Genomic DNA, 15,886 nt, shown 5'->3' with positions numbered 1-15,886 from the left:
CATCGTTGCGTGATGTGCCCTGCATTGGCCGCATTGCTTCGGCGTCCGGGGACTTGTGCCGCCGGTTCGAGGCACCGGCCGGCCGGCGATTTCGCGAACGCCCGCCGGGCGGCCCCGACGCCGGGAGCTCTAGGCGTAGGAGCCGTCGGAGCGGCGCAGGTGCGTCACGTCCCCGGCCATCACGCTGTGCACCGTGCCGTCGTCCTCGCGCACCTTCAGCGATCCGTCGGCGTCCAGGTCGATGGCGGTGCCGCGCAGCACCGCGCCGTTGGGCAGGTGCGCATCGACGCGGTGCCCGATGGTCACCATGACCGAGCGCACCAACTCGCGCAGCGTGGCTTCCGGCGCCTCGGGCGCTTCGGCGTCCGGGGCTTCTGCGTCAGGGGTTTCCGCGTCCGTTGTCCCGGCCCCCGCCGCGTAGCGGGCCTTGGCGGACGCATTCCCGCCGGCGGTCTCGAAGGTCCGGAACAGCTGCGCCACCCGGCGCAGGTAGCCGTCCAGCAGCGCGGTGCGATCGAGCGTGGCAGCACCCAGCATCCCCAGGCTGGCGGCGGTGTCCACCGGCAGCTCGGCGGCGGTGAGGCTCACGTTCAGCCCGGCACCGACCACGACCACCGGGCCGTCGGGCCGCATGACCAGCTGGGCCAGCACGCCGCACACCTTCCTGCCCTTGGCCACCACGTCGTTGGGCCATTTCAGCCCGGCGGCCAGGGAGGCGTCCTCACGCAGCGTCTGCACCATGGCCGCGGCGCAGAGCATCGACAGCCAGGCCAGGCCCGAGGAATCGAACCCGGGGCCCGGGCGGAAGTAGATGGACGTGGCCAGGGCGCTGCGCGCCGGGGTCTGCCAGCCGCGCCCGAGCCGCCCGTGCCCGGCCATCTGGTGCTCGGTGGTTTCCACCGACAGGTTGGCCAGGTCCGCACCGTGGGCGCGTGCGGCCAGGTCGTCGTTGGTTGACCCGGTGTGCTCGGAAATCCACAGCTCCCCCAGGCCGGCCGCGGCCATGCCCCGGCGCAGGGCGGCGGCATCCAGCGGCGCGCGGTCGGCATCGGAGATCTCGAAGGCGCTGTTCGTTTCGTGCTCCGGCCCGGGGCCCTGTGGGTTGCTCATGAACCCAAGACTAGTCAGTCTTTCTCGGCATTCGCCACGGAGCCGGCGGTCCGTCGCCGCCGGCGGCATTCGGCTGCGGCCACCGGCGGGTTCCTAGAGGAAGATGTCGCCGATCAGGTCGGATTCGGCCGCCCCCATGGAATATCCGGACAGGTCGGTGGTGCCGGCCGCTGCCAGCACGGCCTCGTCGGTGAAGAAGTTCCCGCTGCAGGCCCGCGCGTCCGAGGTGAGGATCGCGTGGGCGGCATCGGCCACGATGCTTGCCGAGCGGGCCGCCTTGACCAGCTGCTCCCCGCCGGGCATGTTGCGGATCGCGGCGGTGTCGATCAGCGTGGCGGGCCACAGCGAGTTCACCCCGATCCCGCTGCCGCGCAGCTCCTGCGCCAGCCCCAGGGTGGTCATGCTCATGCCGTACTTGGCCATGGTGTAGGCCAGGTGCATGCCCGCCCACTTGGGGTCCAGGTTCAGCGGCGGGGAGAGCGTGAGGATGTGCCCGTTGGCGCTTTCGCGCAGGTGCGGCAGCGCGGTCTTGGACAGCAGGAAGGTGCCGCGGACGTTGATGTCCATCATCAGGTCGTATTTCTTCATGGACACCTCGTCGGTCTTGGACAGGTCGATGGCCGAGGCGTTGTTGACCACCACGTCGATGCCGCCGAAACGCTCTTTTGCCTGCGCGACGGCGGAGATCACGTCCTCGTCGTTGCGCACGTCCCCCACGATGGCCAGCGCATGGCCCCCGGCGGCGGTGATTTGGTCCGCGGCGGTGAACACGGTTCCGGCGAGGTTCGCGTGCGCGGTGGCGGTCTTGGCCATGATGGCGACATTCGCCCCGTCGGCGGCCGCGCGCAGCGCGATGGCCAGCCCGATGCCGCGCGAGCCCCCGCTCATCAGGATGGTCTTGCCCTTCAGGGGCATGGCGTTGGCGGCGATCTTCCCGCGGTTCGATTCACTCATGTGAGCCACATTACGGGAACCCGCGGCACTAAAGCTACTCACGAGTAACTTGTTTTATGGACGACTTGGCCCTCGACGCGACACGATTTTGTAGCTTTCCTACACACGGAAGCGCCCAGAGCCTCATTAGACTGGCCAAGGTGGCATGGTTGTTGTGCCTTTCCTACTACGTAACTACTTCAAGGGAGCCATGGGATGACCCAGAGCCGCGTCGCTGACGCCACGGAATCGATCGACCTGTCGACAACTGCCGGCAAGATCGCCGAGTTCCGTCGCCGCGAGGCCCTCGCCCAGGCACCCTCGGGCCAGGACGCGATCGAAAAGCAGCACGCCCGCGGCAAGCACACCGCCCGCGAGCGCATCGAGATGCTGATGGACGAAGGCTCGTTCGTCGAGTTCGACGCCCTGGCCGTGCACCGCACCTCCGCCTTCGGGATGGACAAGAAACGCCCGCTGGGCGACGGACTGGTCTCCGGCTACGGCACGGTGGACGGGCGCCAGGTGGCGGTCTACTCGCAGGATTTCACCGTCTACGGCGGCTCGCTGTCCCAGGTGAACGGCGAGAAGATCGTCAAGGTGCAGGAATTCGCGCTGCGCAACGGCTGCCCCGTGGTCGGCATCCTCGACGGCGGCGGCGCCCGCATCCAGGAGGGCGTGGCCTCGCTGGCGATGTTCGCCGACATCTTCCGCAACAACGTCCACGCCTCGGGCGTGGTCCCGCAGATCTCGCTGATCATGGGCCCGAGCGCCGGCGGCGCGGCGTACTCCCCCGCGCTGACCGACTACGTGATCATGGTCGACAAGACCAGCCACATGTTCATCACCGGCCCGGACGTGATCAAGACCGTCACCGGCGAGGAAGTGGACATGGAGACCCTGGGCGGGGCGCGCCAGCACAACGCCACCACCGGAACCGCCACCTACCTGGCCACCGACGAATCCGATGCGATCGAGTTCTGCAAGGAACTGCTCGAGTTCCTGCCCTCGAACAACATCTCCGACGCCCCGGCCACCGAGTTCGACGAGGAGCTCGAGTTGACCGCCGAGGACCTCGAACTGGACACGCTGATCCCGGACTCGGCCAACCAGCCCTACGACATGCGCAAGGTCATCGAGCACATCGTGGACGACGGCATCTTCCTGGAAATGCAGTCGCTCTACGCGCCGAACGTGATGATCGGCTACGCCCGCGTCGAGGGCGCCACCATCGGCATCGTCGCCAACCAGCCGATGCAGTTCGCCGGAACGCTGGACATCGCCGCCTCCGAGAAGGCCGCCCGCTTCGTGCGCAACTGCGACGCCTTCAACATCCCGCTGCTCACCCTGGTCGACGTGCCGGGCTTCCTGCCGGGCAAGGACCAGGAGTTCCAGGGCATCATCCGCCGCGGCGCCAAACTGCTCTACGCCTACGCCGAGGCCACCGTGCCGAAGCTGACGGTGATCACGCGCAAGGCCTACGGCGGGGCTTACATCGTGATGGGCTCCAAGAAGCTGGGCGCGGACATCAACCTGGCCTGGCCGACCGCGCAGATCGGCGTCATGGGCGCCCAGGGAGCGGTCAACATCCTCTACCGCCGCGACCTGGCAACGGTAGCCGCCGAGGGCGGGGACGTGGAGGCACGCCGCACCGCGATCATCGAGGGCTACGAGGCCGAGCTGCTCAACCCGTACCAGGCCGCGGAGCTGGGCTACGTCGATGCGGTCATCGCACCCTCGGAGACCCGCCTGCAGATCGTGCGCGGGTTGCGCGCCACGCGCGACAAGCACGCCTCGCTTCCGGCCAAGAAGCACGGGAACATCCCGCTGTGACCGGCGACCGAAACATGCATCCCGACGCCCAGGCCGCGGCGCTGTCCATCACCCGAGGGAACCCCACGGCCGAGGAAGTCGCGGCCCTGGCCACCGTCGTTTCCGCGCTGGTGTCCCAGGATTCCTCCGCGTCGATGCCCTCGGGCACGGAGCTGCGCCGCGGGCGCATCCGCCGGCGCCGCGAACTGGCCGGGGCTCCGCTGCCATGGAAGGTCGGGCGGCACTAGCCAGGCACCCGGACCCCCACCCACCGGGGAACCGCCAACGGCATTGCGGGGGCGGTGCGTGGCACACAGGCTCACCCTGCGTGCCACGCACCGCCCCTTTTGTCTGGAATCCGGTGCGTTGACGCCGGACCCGAGGTGCTGCCCGGAGTGCCCAGCGCCGCCTACAACGCGAAATTGGTCGTGGAATATCTTCAACAACGCTTTCAGAAGCGTTTAGGCTGGTGCCATGACCAACACCACAGCCGTGCGCACCCCCAGCGCCATCGATGCCGTCGCCAACGAGTACTTCGCCCGCCTGCTCGAGCTCGTCCCGGAGTTCGCCACCGAGCTGGGCCTGCCCGGCAGCGAGGCCGCCTATTCCGACTATTCCCCTTCCGGCGTGGCGGCCCAGACCGCCGCGGCCCGCGAGGCGCTGGCCAAGCTCGAGCCCCTGGCCCCGGTGGACGCGATCGATGCAACCACGCTGGACGCGATGAACGAGCGCCTCGGGCTGGACATCGAGATCGCCGAAACCCGGCGCACCGAGCTGAACAACATCGCCTCCCCCGCCCAGGACCTGCGCGCCATCTTCGATTTGATGCCGCAGGAGACCTCCTCCGACTACGGGTTCATCGCCGAGCGCATGCACAACCTGCCCGCCGCGATGGACGGGTACATCGCCTCGCTGCGCGATTCGGCAGCCCGCGGACTGGTCGCAGCCTCCCGGCAGGTGAAGATCGTCATCAGCCAGGGACGGGAGTACGCCAAGGAAGGCGGCTTCTTCGACGCCCTGGCGGCCGCCGGCACGAAGATCGACCCCGAACTCGGCGAGCGCCTGTCCGGCGGGGCGGCGGCCGCCAACGCCGCCTACCTGCGCCTGGCCAAGATGCTCGAGTCGGAGCTGCTGCCGCTGGCGCCGGAAACGGACGCCGTGGGCCGGGAATACTATGCGCTGATGTCCCGCCGCTTCCTGGGTGCCGCGGTCGACCTGGAGGAGACCTACGCCTGGGGCGTGAATGAACTGGCGAACATCATCAAGGAGCAGGAGCGGGTGGCCGACCAGATCCGACCCGGAGCCTCCATCGCCGAGGCCAAGGAGATCCTGAACCAGGACCCCGCACGCCAGCTGGCCGGGACCGACGCGTTGCAGGCCTGGATGCAGGAGAAGTCCGACGCGGCGTTGCTGGCGCTGGCCGGCACGCACTTCGAGATCCCCTCCCCCATGGACCGGATCCAGTGCATGATCGCCCCCACCCAGGAAGGCGGCATCTACTACACCGGGCCCTCCGAGGACTTCAGCCGCCCGGGCCGCATGTGGTGGTCGGTGCCCGAGGGCGAGGACCAGTTCACCACCTGGTCCGAGCTGACCACCGTGTACCACGAGGGCGTACCGGGCCACCACCTGCAGGTGGCCACCGCCGTCATGTCCCGCGACACGCTCAACGACTGGCGCCGGCATGCCTGCTGGGTCTCGGGTCACGGCGAGGGCTGGGCGCTGTACGCCGAGCGGCTCATGCACGACCTGGGGTACCTGGCGGATCCGGGCGACTACCTGGGCATGCTCGATGCCCAACGGATGCGTGCGGCCCGCGTCGTCTTCGACATCGGCGTCCACCTGGGGCTTCAGATTCCCGAGGCCTGGGGTTCGGGGAGCTGGGACAGCGAGTCGGGCTTCGCCTTCCTGGAAAAGAACCTGGACATCTCGGCCGGACAGCTGGAATTCGAGTTCACCCGCTACCTGGGTTGGCCGGGCCAGGCGCCGGCGTACAAGGTCGGGCAGCGCCTGTGGGAGCAGATCCGCGACGAGCGTGCCGCCCGCGCCGGGGACCGGTTCGACCTGAAGGCGTTCCACACCCAGGCGCTGGGGCTTGGTTCGGTGGGACTGGACACCCTGCGCCGGGCCCTGCTGGCGTAGCCCGGGATCCTTTCCTCCCCCGATTCGGACAACCGGTGCCCGGCCGCTGGCTTGAAGGCCGGGCACCGATTTGGCGGCATCTTGGCACCGAATCCCGTCCTGACGAAATTTTGGAGCCTGATTAGGCGTTTTGCATCCGCTTCGGATACCGTGCCGGACCTTTTATCCATTTGCGTTGGTTTGAGGGTGAAGGCAAGGGTGAAACCGCGCACCGACACTGATATCCCTCTTGATTACCTGCGATAGTTGGTCATGTTGCTGCAGAACACGTCGAGGTGACCACAACCCGGGAAACCGGAAAACTCCACTTCGCGTACAAAAGCGTTAACCGCTGGGGAAGTTCGCAGTGCGGCATGGATGCATTGCTTGGGGGCTGCATCGGTGCCGATTGGGGGGAATGCTCCGAGTTGTGTTTGGTGGAAACCCTGCCCCCGCCCCGGGCACCGCATGCACCCCCGAACCCTTCGGGTTTCACCTTGCGGACCTCGCCGCTTCCGGACCGACAGTCCGCCCTTTCCTAATCGGCCGCTTCGACGTCCTTGCTCGGGATCAGTCCCTGCACGCGCGCCGCTTCCAGTGCGGAGGCGCGGTCGGACACCCCCAGCTTCCGGTAGATGCTGCGTAACTGGCTCTTGACCGTGTTCACGGAGACGAATTGCCGCTCGGCGATCTCGGCAGCACTCCCGGTTGAAACCAGCTCCCCCAGCACCGCCAGTTCGCGGGCGCTGAGCACCGCACGGCCCAGGCCGCCGGGGATGTTCGAGACGGTGTTCGTCTCGACCTTCAGTGTGATGCCCAGTTCCCTGGCTTCGGCGAGTATCCGTTCCAGGTCCGGAGCGGGCAACAGGTTCAGGGCCATGCCCAGGCCGTATTCCTCACTCAGCGCGGCCACCATGCGCAGGGCCCCGCCGATGGCGGGGCGGTTGTTTTGCTGCAGGGTTGCGGCCAGAACCAGGACCGCCTGCTGGAAGCGGGTGCGCGGTTGCACGACCGCTCCCAGCGAGGTGCATAGCCGCAGGACCTCCGCGGCATCCCCCTGGGCCAGACGCACGCGCGCCTGCATCAAGGTCCGGGACGTCTCCGAGACGGACTTGGCGGCGACCTTCAACGCATTGACCGGATCACCCACCGCCAGGTTCAGCAGGCAGGAGGCCGAAACCAGCATCTGCTTGCCGTACTTCTGGGCCACGGGTTGTTCGCGTTCGCGCACCAGGTAGCCCTGCATCCGCACCAGGGACGCCGTCGTTTCGCCGGTGACCACTGCCAGTATCGCCTCGGCCAACCGGATGGCCGGCCAGAACTCGTTGTTGTGCTGGTCGATGCGCAGCAGTTCCACCCAGCGTGCGGCATCCTCGAAACGCTGTTCCTCCATGGCGCACACGAAGGACGCGGCCCTGAAAGGGGTGGCGAAGTAGGCGCTGGTGGCGGGATTGGACCAGTGCTCGGGCAAGGACTCGGCCAGCAGTGCCGACGCCTTGTGGATGTCCCCGCTGAGCGTATAAAAATAGGCTTGGACCGTGGTTGCGTAATGGTCGTTGTCGACACGGTTGTGCCGCTGGTCTGCGGAGACCCCCAGCTCGGCGGCGATGAGCGCCTCATCGTGGGCACCGCCGGCGTGCAGGCTCAGTGCCAGCTGGACGAGCATCGGACCCTCGAACGGCCCCAGGTCGTCGCGCTGCGCCGGGGCCATGTCGCGGTGCAGCGCGAGGGCGCTGCGTGCGGTCTTGACCGACAGCTCGCCGATGCCGCTGAGCCTCGCCGCGACCGATTCAATCAGGACCATGACCATCTTGTCCGCGGGCGGGGCATTGCGCCCCACCGTGCGCGCGCCGGTGGCGGCCAGGGCCAGCAGTTCCAGGGTCTTGAGCTTGAATTTCCCGGTCGCGCTGTAGGCGATCGCCAGGCAGATGGCCAGCAGCGGGTACCGCGCCAGCACCGTCAGGGGCAGTTCGTCCAGCAGCACCGACCCGCGGGTGCCCAGTTCCCCCTCGAGGTATTCGTCCGCATGCATGCGCAGGATGTCGGAGGCCAGCTGGTGGTCCGGCGCGGCCAACGCGTGGCGCAGCGCCCGGAATGCGGACCCATGGGTCATCTCGTACCGTGCGCAAATCCGGTGCAGCGAGCGCAGCCGGTCCTTGTCCGAGGCCAGGTAGGTGCTTGTCAGCACCCGGCGCAGCACGGGGTGCAGGCAGTATTCCTCATCGGGGTTCCGCGACGAGCGATAGACCAGGCCCCTGCTCTCCAAATCCGGCAACCATGCCGCGAGGTGGTTTTCGGCCACGAGCGGCAGCAACGCCCGGGGCACCATGGTGGGCACGGCGAGCACCGCAAGGAAGTCGAGCTGTCCGGGCTCGAGTGCTTCGCTTTCCAGCATCGCCTTCAGGTCGCGGTCCACCGCGGCATTCACTTCGGCCAGAAACGCCCGGGCCGGCGGGTCCAGTTCCAGCAGTGCTGGCATCGGCGGGCCCAGCGGCGAAGCGTGTTTGCCCTGCTTGACCCGCGCCTGCGCCGGCTCCGGAGCGCGCATGGTCTGCGCCCGGAGCTTGGCCATGCGCATGAGTTGCGGTGTACCGCACAAATCGAGGCACAACGGCTCGGCGAAACGCTCGAGCGCGCTACCCCGGAAATAGTCCGCCGCCTCATCTGGGGTAAAGCGGAATTCATGTGGCGGAACCACGGCCACTTCGAACGGCAGCAGCGTGCGCCGGCGCTCGAGGTCAAGGTATTCGGTGGTGAGCACCAGCGCGCGTCGCCCGGGATGCTCGCGTGCCATCTGCTGCACGAAGCCGGTGAGGCGGCCGTTGAACGCCGCGGTGCAGTCCTCGAGTACGACCAGGTGCGAGTCCGGGTCGGCGGCCGCCTCATAATGCTTGGCCAGCACGAGGTCCAGCGGCTCCTCGAGCTCCCTGCAATTGATCCAGCTCCAGCTCCGGGCCTGGGGGTCACGCCGGGACAGCCAGTCGCGAACGGCTACGCGCTTGCCTGCGCCGCGCGGTGCCCTGGCGATCACTGCCGAAGATGCCACCGCCTGGTCAAGCAGGCGCTCGAGGCGTGGCCTGGACAGCGTGTCGTCGAATTTTCCCCAGATCATGCGTTCCGGCCTCCGTTCCCCAGCTGCGATTCATCGGGCCCTGCGTCCTGCATTTACCGCGGGCACGAACAAGTAACATACAAACCGATTGCTTGAAAGATCAGCTTAACACCGGGGCGCACCGCTATGTAATGGAACACAAAATCCCCGCAATAAACCGCTGGGGAGGACTTTTGCGTAACATTGCTCAATACTGGCTATCCTTTGCTATGGTCCACCGCCTAGCTTCGTAGCGTGACTACCTCCAATACGACGCCCACGAGGCGCATCCCCGCTTGGGCCACCGCATTCGGCCCGCAAATCATCATTGCCCTGGTCCTGGGTCTTGGTCTTGGCCTGCTGGCCAAGTACACCGGCCACACCGCGGACACCCCGACCGGACTGGGCACCACGCTGGCCACGCTCGGGTCCAGCTACATCTCGCTGCTCAAGGCGGCGGTCATCCCACTGATCTTCTTCGCGGTCGTGGCATCCATCGCCAACTTGGCCAAGGTGACCAATGCGGCACGCCTGGCCTGGCAGACCATCCTCTGGTTCGCCATCACCTCGGCCATCTCGGTAGTCATCGGCATGGTGCTGGGCACCGTGCTTCGCCCCGGCGCCGGCACCGGACAAAGCGCCCCTCCCGAATACGACGGGCGCACCGGCGACTGGTGGGCATTCCTGATCGGGCTCATCCCGTCGAACTTCCTGGGCCTCGGCGCAACGACCAAGGTTGCAGAGGGCGGGGATGTGACCACCGCGCTCAGCTTCAACGTGCTGCAGGTGCTGGTCATTGCCATCACCGTGGGCATCGCGGCACTCAAGGTGGGCGACGCCGCCCGCCCGTTCCTGGACTTCTCCGCCGCCACCCTGGCCGTCATCCAAAAGGTCCTCTGGTGGATCATCCGCCTGGCCCCGCTGGGCACCGTGGGCCTGATCGGCAACGCCGTGGCCACCTACGGCTGGGACACCATCGGCGCGCTGGGCAAGTTCACCCTGGCCATCTACATCGGCCTGGCGCTGGTGATCTTCGGCCTCTACCCGGTGCTGGTCCGCGCCCACGGCCTGAGCATCAAGCAGTACTTCTCCGGCGTCTGGCCCGCCGTGCAGCTGGCCTTCGTCTCCCGTTCCTCCATCGGCACCCTGCCGCTGACCCAGCGCGTGACCGAGCGCAACCTGGGCGTGCCCTCGGGCTATGCCTCCTTCGCCGTGCCGCTGGGCGCCACGACCAAGATGGACGGCTGCGCCGCGATCTATCCGGCGATCTCCGCGATCTTCGTCGCCCAGTTCTTCGGCATCGACCTGGGCCTGACCGACTACCTGCTGATCGCCATGGTCTCGGTGCTGGGCTCGGCAGCCACGGCCGGAACCACCGGCGCGGTGGTCATGTTGACCTTGACGCTGTCCACCGTCGGACTGCCGCTGGCAGGCGTCGGACTGATCCTGGCCGTCGACCCGATCCTTGACATGGGCCGCACCGCGGTGAACGTCGCCGGGCAGGCCCTGGTGCCGGCCATCGTCGCCAAGCGCGAAGGCATCCTGGACGAGGAGCTGTACAACGCACCGCGCCACGGCGACCCGTTCAACGACGAGTTCAAGGCGGCCACCGACGCCCAGGCGCGCGAGCCGCAGCCTGCCCGGGCCAATTAGCCGCAACGCCGTGCGGTAGTCACGATTTTTTCACCAGGGCGGGTCGCCTGGTTCCCGGGATGCAACATCCCCGGGCGCCGGGCGGCCCGCCCTTTGTTGTGCCCGGGAACTGCCCCCTGTCATGGGGCCGGCGGGAAATCGCCAATAAAATTGCACGGCATGCAAGTTTGCACGTAGTGTAGAAAGGTGAGCCACTCCCCCATGCCCCCGCCCTCGCGGCGCGAACTGAACAAGGCCGCCACCCGGGCAGCCATCGTCCAGGCGGCCTTCGCCCAACTGGAATCCGCCGGCTATGCCGCACTGACCGCCGAGTCCGTTGCCGACGCCGCCGGGGTCTCCCGCCGCACCTTCTTCAACTACTTCCCCTCGATCGAGGCGGCCCTGAACGAGCCGACCAAGCTCTTGCTGGAAAACGCCGTGGCCGTGCTCGACGAGCTGGACCCGGAGCTGGACCTGCTCTCCGCCGCGGTGACGACGGTCGAATCCCTCGTGGACCCGGCACTGCTCGAGCCCATCGCCAACCTGTACCTGCTGGCCTCCGAGCACCCGCAGATGGCCCGGATGCAGCTGGAGGCGTGGAACGACTGCGCCGAGGCGCTCACCGGGATCATCACCGCCCGCGCACCGCAGGGCACCCCGCTGGCCGCCACGGTCTTCGCCCACTGCGTCATCGGCGCCGGCAAGGCCGCCTTCGCCCAGTGGTCCCGCGAACTCGCCGCCACCCCGGACCCCGCCGATCCGCGCCGCACGCACCTGCTGCGCGCCACCCTCGCCGAGGCCATCGCCCAATTGCGCGACGGCTTCCCCTCCCTGCAACAACGTGCACAGCACACACGAAAGGCCTAAAAGACCATGGCTTCCTTCCTTTACCGACTGGGTGCACTGGCCTACCGCAGGCGCTGGGCCGTGGTGGGCATCTGGGCCGTCCTGCTGCTGGCCATCGGCCTGTGCGCCGGCGCCTTCATGGGCAAGCTGTCCAACACCTTCACCATCCCCGGCACCGAAACCCAGCGCACGCTGGACCGGATGAAGGTCGAGATGCCCGAGCTGGCCGGCGGCACCGGGTCCATCGTCTTCCGCACCCAGGACGGCGAGGTGCTGAGCCCCGCCCAGCACCGGGCCATCGAATCCTCGCTGGAAGACCTGGCCTCCCAGTCCGAGATCACCGAGGTCGCCAAGCCCTTCGCGCTGCAAAAACAGCTCGACGAGGCCAGGCCGAATCTCGCCGATGGGCAGGCCAAGCTCGACGACGCCGCCACGCAGCTGGCCGACGGCAAGAAACAACTGGCCGAGGGCAAGAAGCAGCTGGCCGAGGCGCAGGACGGCCTCGACTCCGGGCGCGTGCAGCTGGGCGATGCCAAGAAGGAACTCGCCGAAGGCCGCACGCAACTGGCCGCGGGACAGGCGAAGCTCGATGCAGCGGCCAAGGAACTGGCCACCGGCGCCGCCGCGCTCAAGAGCGGGCAGAGTCAGCTGGCGGCCGGGCAAAAGAAGTGGGACGCGGGCAACCGCGAGTACCAGGCCGGGGCCAAGCAGATCGCAGAGGGCCGCAAGGCACTGGCCACCGGGCAGGCCAAGCTCGATACCGCCGCCAAGGACCTGGCAACCGGACGGGCGCAGCACGACGCCGGCATGAAGGCCATCCTCAAGGGCCAGTCCCGCGCCACCGTGGAGAAGCAGCTGGCAGCCGGCAAGCAGCAGGCCACCGCCGGGCTGGCCACGCTGGATGCGGGAATCAAGGACCTCGACACCCTGATCGCCGGGACGAAGCAGCAACTCCAAGCCGCGAAGACGGCGCTCACGAACGCCGACACCGACGCGAAGAAGCAGGCCGCCGAGCAGGACATCGCCACGTTCGAGGAAACGCTCGCAACCCTGAACGGGCAAAAATCCGAGCTGCTCAAGCAGAAGGAATCCCTGGAAGGCACCCTCGCCCAGGTCACCCAGGGCCTCGAGGGCCTGAAGGCCCTGGACGCCGCGAAGGCGAAGCTCGATGCCGGGGCCAAGGAACTGGCCACAGGGCAGGCGACGCTGAAGGCCAAGCAGGCCGAGCTGGAGGCGGGCGCCGCGAAGCTTCCCGCAGCCAAGGCGAAACTGGACGCCGGGGCCAAGGAGCTGGCCGCCAACCGCTCCAGGATCCAGTCCGCAGCGGCGAAGATCTCCGCCGGCCGGGCGCAGTTGAGTGCCGGGCAGGCCGAGATCGACGCCAATGCCGCCAAGCTGGCCGCGGGCCAGAAGACCATCGAGGAGAACCAGGCCAAGCTTCTCGCCGGGCAAAAGACCGTGGACGAGAAGACCGCGGCGCTGCCCGACGCCGAGGAGAAGCTTGAGACCGGCGCCAAGGACCTGGCCGCGGGTCGCGCCGAACTGGCGTTCGCCGAACGCCAGGCCGGCGCCTCGGCGGGCATGCGCTTCATCTCCGCGGACGGTTCCACCGCCGTGGCGCACGTGACCTTCGTCGGCTCGACCGACGCGCTTTCCACCGCGCAGCGCGCCGACATCCAGTCCATTGCCGCGGCGCCCGAGGCCGCCGGCGTCGAGGTGCTCTTCTCCAAGGAGATCCTGCAGGACCTTTCCTCGATCTTCGGGGCCGCGGAAATCATCGGCCTGGCCGTGGCCGCCGCGGTGCTGCTGGTCATGCTCGGCACGCTGGTCGCCGCCGGGCTGCCGCTGCTCATGGCGGTGCTCGGCGTGGGCGCCGGCGTCGGCGGAACCCTCGCGCTGTCCTCGCTCATCGACATGGCCTCGATCACCCCTGCCCTGGCGCTGATGCTGGGGTTGGCGGTGGGCATCGACTACTCGCTGTTCATCGTGCACCGGCACCGCCGCCAGCTGTTGGAGGGCGTGCCGCTGGGCGAATCCATCGCCCGGGCCACCGGCACCAGCGGCAACGCCGTGGTGTTTGCCGGGCTGACCGTGGTCATCGCCCTGTCCGCGCTGGCCGTGCCGGGGCTCCCGTTCCTGGCCGTGCTGGGCTTCTCCGCCGCGTTCACCGTGATGATGGCGGTGCTGATCGCGATCACGCTGACCCCGGCGCTGCTGGGGTTCATCGGCACGAAGCTGGTGTCCAAGGGGGCCTGGGCCCGCCGGGATGCGGCCGGCGCGGCGCAGACCCGGGCCCCGCGCAACGACGCGGGCAACCGCGGCTGGGGCGCGGTGGTCACCCGCCGCCCGTGGATCGCCGCCATCGCGTCCATCGCACTCCTGGCCATCGTGGCACTGCCGGCCCTGCAGCTGCGCACCGCGCTGCCCGACGGCAGCGCCGAACCGGTGGATTCGGGCGCCTACAAGGCGTACGAGCAGATGAGCGACGCGTTCGGGGCCGGTTACAACGGCCCGCTGCTAGTGCTTGCCGACCTGCCGGCCGGGCTGGATGCCCGCGGCGCGGATGCGGCGAACCTCGATGTTGCCGACGCCGTGCGCAACATCCCGGGCGTCGTGGCGGCGATCCCGGTGCAGGTCAACGACGCGCGGAACCTCGGAGCGATCCAGGTGATCCCGGATGCGGGGCCGGCCAGCGCCGAAACCGAGGCCCTGGTGCACGCGCTGCGCGACGCGGCCCCGGGAATCGAGCAGGCGACCGGTGCCCACATTGCGGTGACCGGACAGGTCGCCGCGCAGGTGGACGTCTCGGAGAAGCTCGCCGAGGCGCTGCCGATGTACATCGGCATCGTCGTGGGGCTCTCGTTGGTCCTGCTGCTGCTGGTCTTCCGCTCGGTCGTGGTGCCGCTGCTGGCCACCGCGGGCTTCCTGCTCTCGCTGCTGGCCGCCTTCGGCGCCACCGTCGCGGTCTACCAGTTCGGTTGGCTGGGCGGCTTCTTCGACGTGAACGTGCCGGGGCCGATCATGAGCTTCCTGCCGATCCTGCTCACCGGCATCCTGTTCGGGCTGGCCATGGACTACCAGGTGTTCCTGGTGGCCGGCATGCGCGAGTCCTTCGCGCACGGGCAGCCGGCGCGCGCCGCGGTGCGCTCGGGCTTCGCCCACTCCGCGCCGGTGGTCACCGCCGCGGCGCTGATCATGACCTCGGTGTTCGCCGGGTTCGTGTTCTCGCACCTGACGATGATCCGGGCCATCGGGTTCTCGCTGGCCATCGGCGTGCTCTTCGATGCGTTCATCGTGCGCATGACGCTGACCCCGGCGATCATGCACCTGCTGGGGCACCGCGCCTGGTACATCCCGCGCTGGCTGGATCGGATCCTGCCGGACGTGGACGTGGAGGGCGCCAAGATCGCCGCGCTCGCCGCCGACGGGCAGGAAGGGTCCGGGGCACCGGATACGGGCCGCGGCGACGGGCACGGGCCGCAGGCGCCCTCGGCCCGGGATACGGTTGATGCATGAGCCAGAACCTGAACCCCAGCGCCAACGCCGCCACCGATCCGCGCGGTGAAATCGAGAATCCCGAGGACCTGCCCTTGCTGGTGCTGGCCTCGGCCTCCCCGGGACGGGCCAAGGTGCTCACCGACGCCGGCATCGACTTCGCCGTCCAGGTCTCCGCGGTCGACGAGGACGCGGCACTGGCCAGCGCCGTCCAGCGCTTCGGCGAGCTGGGCCCGGCGGACACCGCGCTGCTGCTGGCCAAGTCCAAGGCCGAGGACGTCGCCTCCACGGATGAGGCCGACGGTGCGGTGGTGCTGGGCTGCGACTCGGTCTTCGAATTCGAGGGCGTCATCTACGGCAAGCCGCACACCGCGGAAGTCGCCACCGAGCGCTGGGCGGCGATGAGCGGGAAGTCCGGGATCCTGCACACCGGGCACTGGCTCATCGACAACCGCTCCGAGGAAGACGAGGACGGCGGGTCCGGGGCGACCATCGGCGCCGTCTCCTCCACCCGCGTGGACTTCGAGCAGGTCGATGCGGAGGAGATCGCCGCCTACGTTGCCACCGGAGAGCCGCTGCCGTGCGCCGGCGGGTTCACCATCGACGGGCGCGGGGCGGCCTTCATCCGAGGCATCGAGGGCAACCCGCACACCGTGATCGGGCTGAACGTGGCCACGCTGCGCGAGCTGCTGCACGAGGCCGGGCTGTCGATCTCCGACGTCTGGGTCTAGCCACGCCTTGCACGCTCCGAGGGGCCCGCACCGGTGCGGGCCCCTCGGGCGGTTAACCCGCCAAGGTAGGCACCGAACGCCCGCAACAGGTCCCTCGCGCGACGGGACCTGAAATAAT

Annotated in this window: 10 protein-coding genes; 7 read left to right on the top strand and 3 right to left on the bottom strand. The window is 68.6% G+C overall.

Features of this window, described 5'->3' with window-relative positions; all coding sequences use genetic code 11:
- Positions 1-129: 129 nt before the first annotated feature.
- Together BLJ79_RS14795 and BLJ79_RS14790 are read right to left on the bottom strand one after the other, a co-directional pair.
- Positions 130-1,110 carry a biotin--[acetyl-CoA-carboxylase] ligase gene (locus tag BLJ79_RS14795; RefSeq protein ID WP_175475489.1) on the bottom strand — a complete coding sequence of 327 codons (981 nt, stop codon included), beginning with the start codon at positions 1,108-1,110 and terminating at the stop codon, positions 130-132.
- A gap of 93 nt (positions 1,111-1,203) precedes the next feature.
- Positions 1,204-2,064 (bottom strand): SDR family oxidoreductase, encoded by an 861-nt coding sequence (locus BLJ79_RS14790; RefSeq protein WP_071215525.1) that lies wholly within the window; start codon positions 2,062-2,064, stop codon positions 1,204-1,206.
- A gap of 195 nt (positions 2,065-2,259) precedes the next feature.
- Between BLJ79_RS14790 and BLJ79_RS14785 the strand changes: the two genes are divergently transcribed.
- From BLJ79_RS14785 to BLJ79_RS14775, 3 genes are all read left to right on the top strand, one after another.
- Positions 2,260-3,873 (top strand): acyl-CoA carboxylase subunit beta, encoded by a 1,614-nt coding sequence (locus BLJ79_RS14785; RefSeq protein ID WP_071215524.1) that lies wholly within the window; start codon positions 2,260-2,262, stop codon positions 3,871-3,873.
- Positions 3,870-4,100: an acyl-CoA carboxylase subunit epsilon gene (locus tag BLJ79_RS14780; RefSeq protein WP_071215523.1), complete on the top strand. Its 231-nt coding sequence runs from the start codon at positions 3,870-3,872 to the stop codon at positions 4,098-4,100. Before BLJ79_RS14785 ends, BLJ79_RS14780 begins: the two co-directional genes overlap by 4 nt.
- Before the next feature lie 226 nt (positions 4,101-4,326).
- The gene (locus tag BLJ79_RS14775) at positions 4,327-5,994 is read left to right on the top strand and encodes a DUF885 domain-containing protein (protein ID WP_071215522.1); all 1,668 of its coding nucleotides are present in this window, start codon (positions 4,327-4,329) and stop codon (positions 5,992-5,994) included.
- Positions 5,995-6,511: 517 nt separating this feature from the next.
- On the opposite strand, the gene BLJ79_RS23785 is transcribed toward BLJ79_RS14775, so the two are convergent.
- Positions 6,512-9,085 carry a helix-turn-helix transcriptional regulator gene (locus tag BLJ79_RS23785; RefSeq protein WP_071215521.1) on the bottom strand — a complete coding sequence of 858 codons (2,574 nt, stop codon included), beginning with the start codon at positions 9,083-9,085 and terminating at the stop codon, positions 6,512-6,514.
- Positions 9,086-9,319: 234 nt separating this feature from the next.
- Between BLJ79_RS23785 and BLJ79_RS14765 the strand changes: the two genes are divergently transcribed.
- The 4 genes from BLJ79_RS14765 (at position 9,320) to BLJ79_RS14750 (ending at position 15,768) form a co-directional block, all read left to right on the top strand.
- Positions 9,320-10,717 (top strand): dicarboxylate/amino acid:cation symporter, encoded by a 1,398-nt coding sequence (locus BLJ79_RS14765; protein WP_071215520.1) that lies wholly within the window; start codon positions 9,320-9,322, stop codon positions 10,715-10,717.
- 201 nt (positions 10,718-10,918) lie between these two features.
- Positions 10,919-11,563 (top strand): TetR/AcrR family transcriptional regulator, encoded by a 645-nt coding sequence (locus BLJ79_RS14760; protein WP_071215519.1) that lies wholly within the window; start codon positions 10,919-10,921, stop codon positions 11,561-11,563.
- A 6-nt stretch (positions 11,564-11,569) separates the two neighbouring features.
- The gene (locus tag BLJ79_RS14755) at positions 11,570-15,058 is read left to right on the top strand and encodes an MMPL family transporter (RefSeq protein ID WP_071215518.1); all 3,489 of its coding nucleotides are present in this window, start codon (positions 11,570-11,572) and stop codon (positions 15,056-15,058) included.
- Positions 15,055-15,768, top strand: coding sequence for a nucleoside triphosphate pyrophosphatase (locus BLJ79_RS14750; protein WP_083411333.1), 714 nt, complete (start codon positions 15,055-15,057; stop codon positions 15,766-15,768). The genes BLJ79_RS14755 and BLJ79_RS14750 overlap by 4 nt, the downstream gene beginning before the upstream one ends.
- Positions 15,769-15,886: the final 118 nt, after the last annotated feature.

Origin of the sequence: Arthrobacter sp. UCD-GKA, from assembly GCF_001863355.1 — a bacterium.
Taxonomy (GTDB): domain Bacteria; phylum Actinomycetota; class Actinomycetes; order Actinomycetales; family Micrococcaceae; genus Paeniglutamicibacter.
This window is presented reverse-complemented; position numbering and strand designations above follow the sequence as displayed.

What these genes read in the sequence shown, in the direction of transcription:
- BLJ79_RS14795 (WP_175475489.1), bottom strand. Translation starts at nt 1,110, where the DNA reads ATGAGCAACCCACAGGGCCCCGGGCCGGAGCACGAAACGAACAGCGCC.
- BLJ79_RS14790 (WP_071215525.1), bottom strand. Translation starts at nt 2,064, where the DNA reads ATGAGTGAATCGAACCGCGGGAAGATCGCCGCCAACGCCATGCCCCTG.
- BLJ79_RS14785 (WP_071215524.1), top strand. Translation starts at nt 2,260, where the DNA reads ATGACCCAGAGCCGCGTCGCTGACGCCACGGAATCGATCGACCTGTCG.
- BLJ79_RS14775 (WP_071215522.1), top strand. Translation starts at nt 4,327, where the DNA reads ATGACCAACACCACAGCCGTGCGCACCCCCAGCGCCATCGATGCCGTC.
- BLJ79_RS23785 (WP_071215521.1), bottom strand. Translation starts at nt 9,085, where the DNA reads ATGATCTGGGGAAAATTCGACGACACGCTGTCCAGGCCACGCCTCGAG.
- BLJ79_RS14760 (WP_071215519.1), top strand. Translation starts at nt 10,919, where the DNA reads ATGCCCCCGCCCTCGCGGCGCGAACTGAACAAGGCCGCCACCCGGGCA.
- BLJ79_RS14755 (WP_071215518.1), top strand. Translation starts at nt 11,570, where the DNA reads ATGGCTTCCTTCCTTTACCGACTGGGTGCACTGGCCTACCGCAGGCGC.
- BLJ79_RS14750 (WP_083411333.1), top strand. Translation starts at nt 15,055, where the DNA reads ATGAGCCAGAACCTGAACCCCAGCGCCAACGCCGCCACCGATCCGCGC.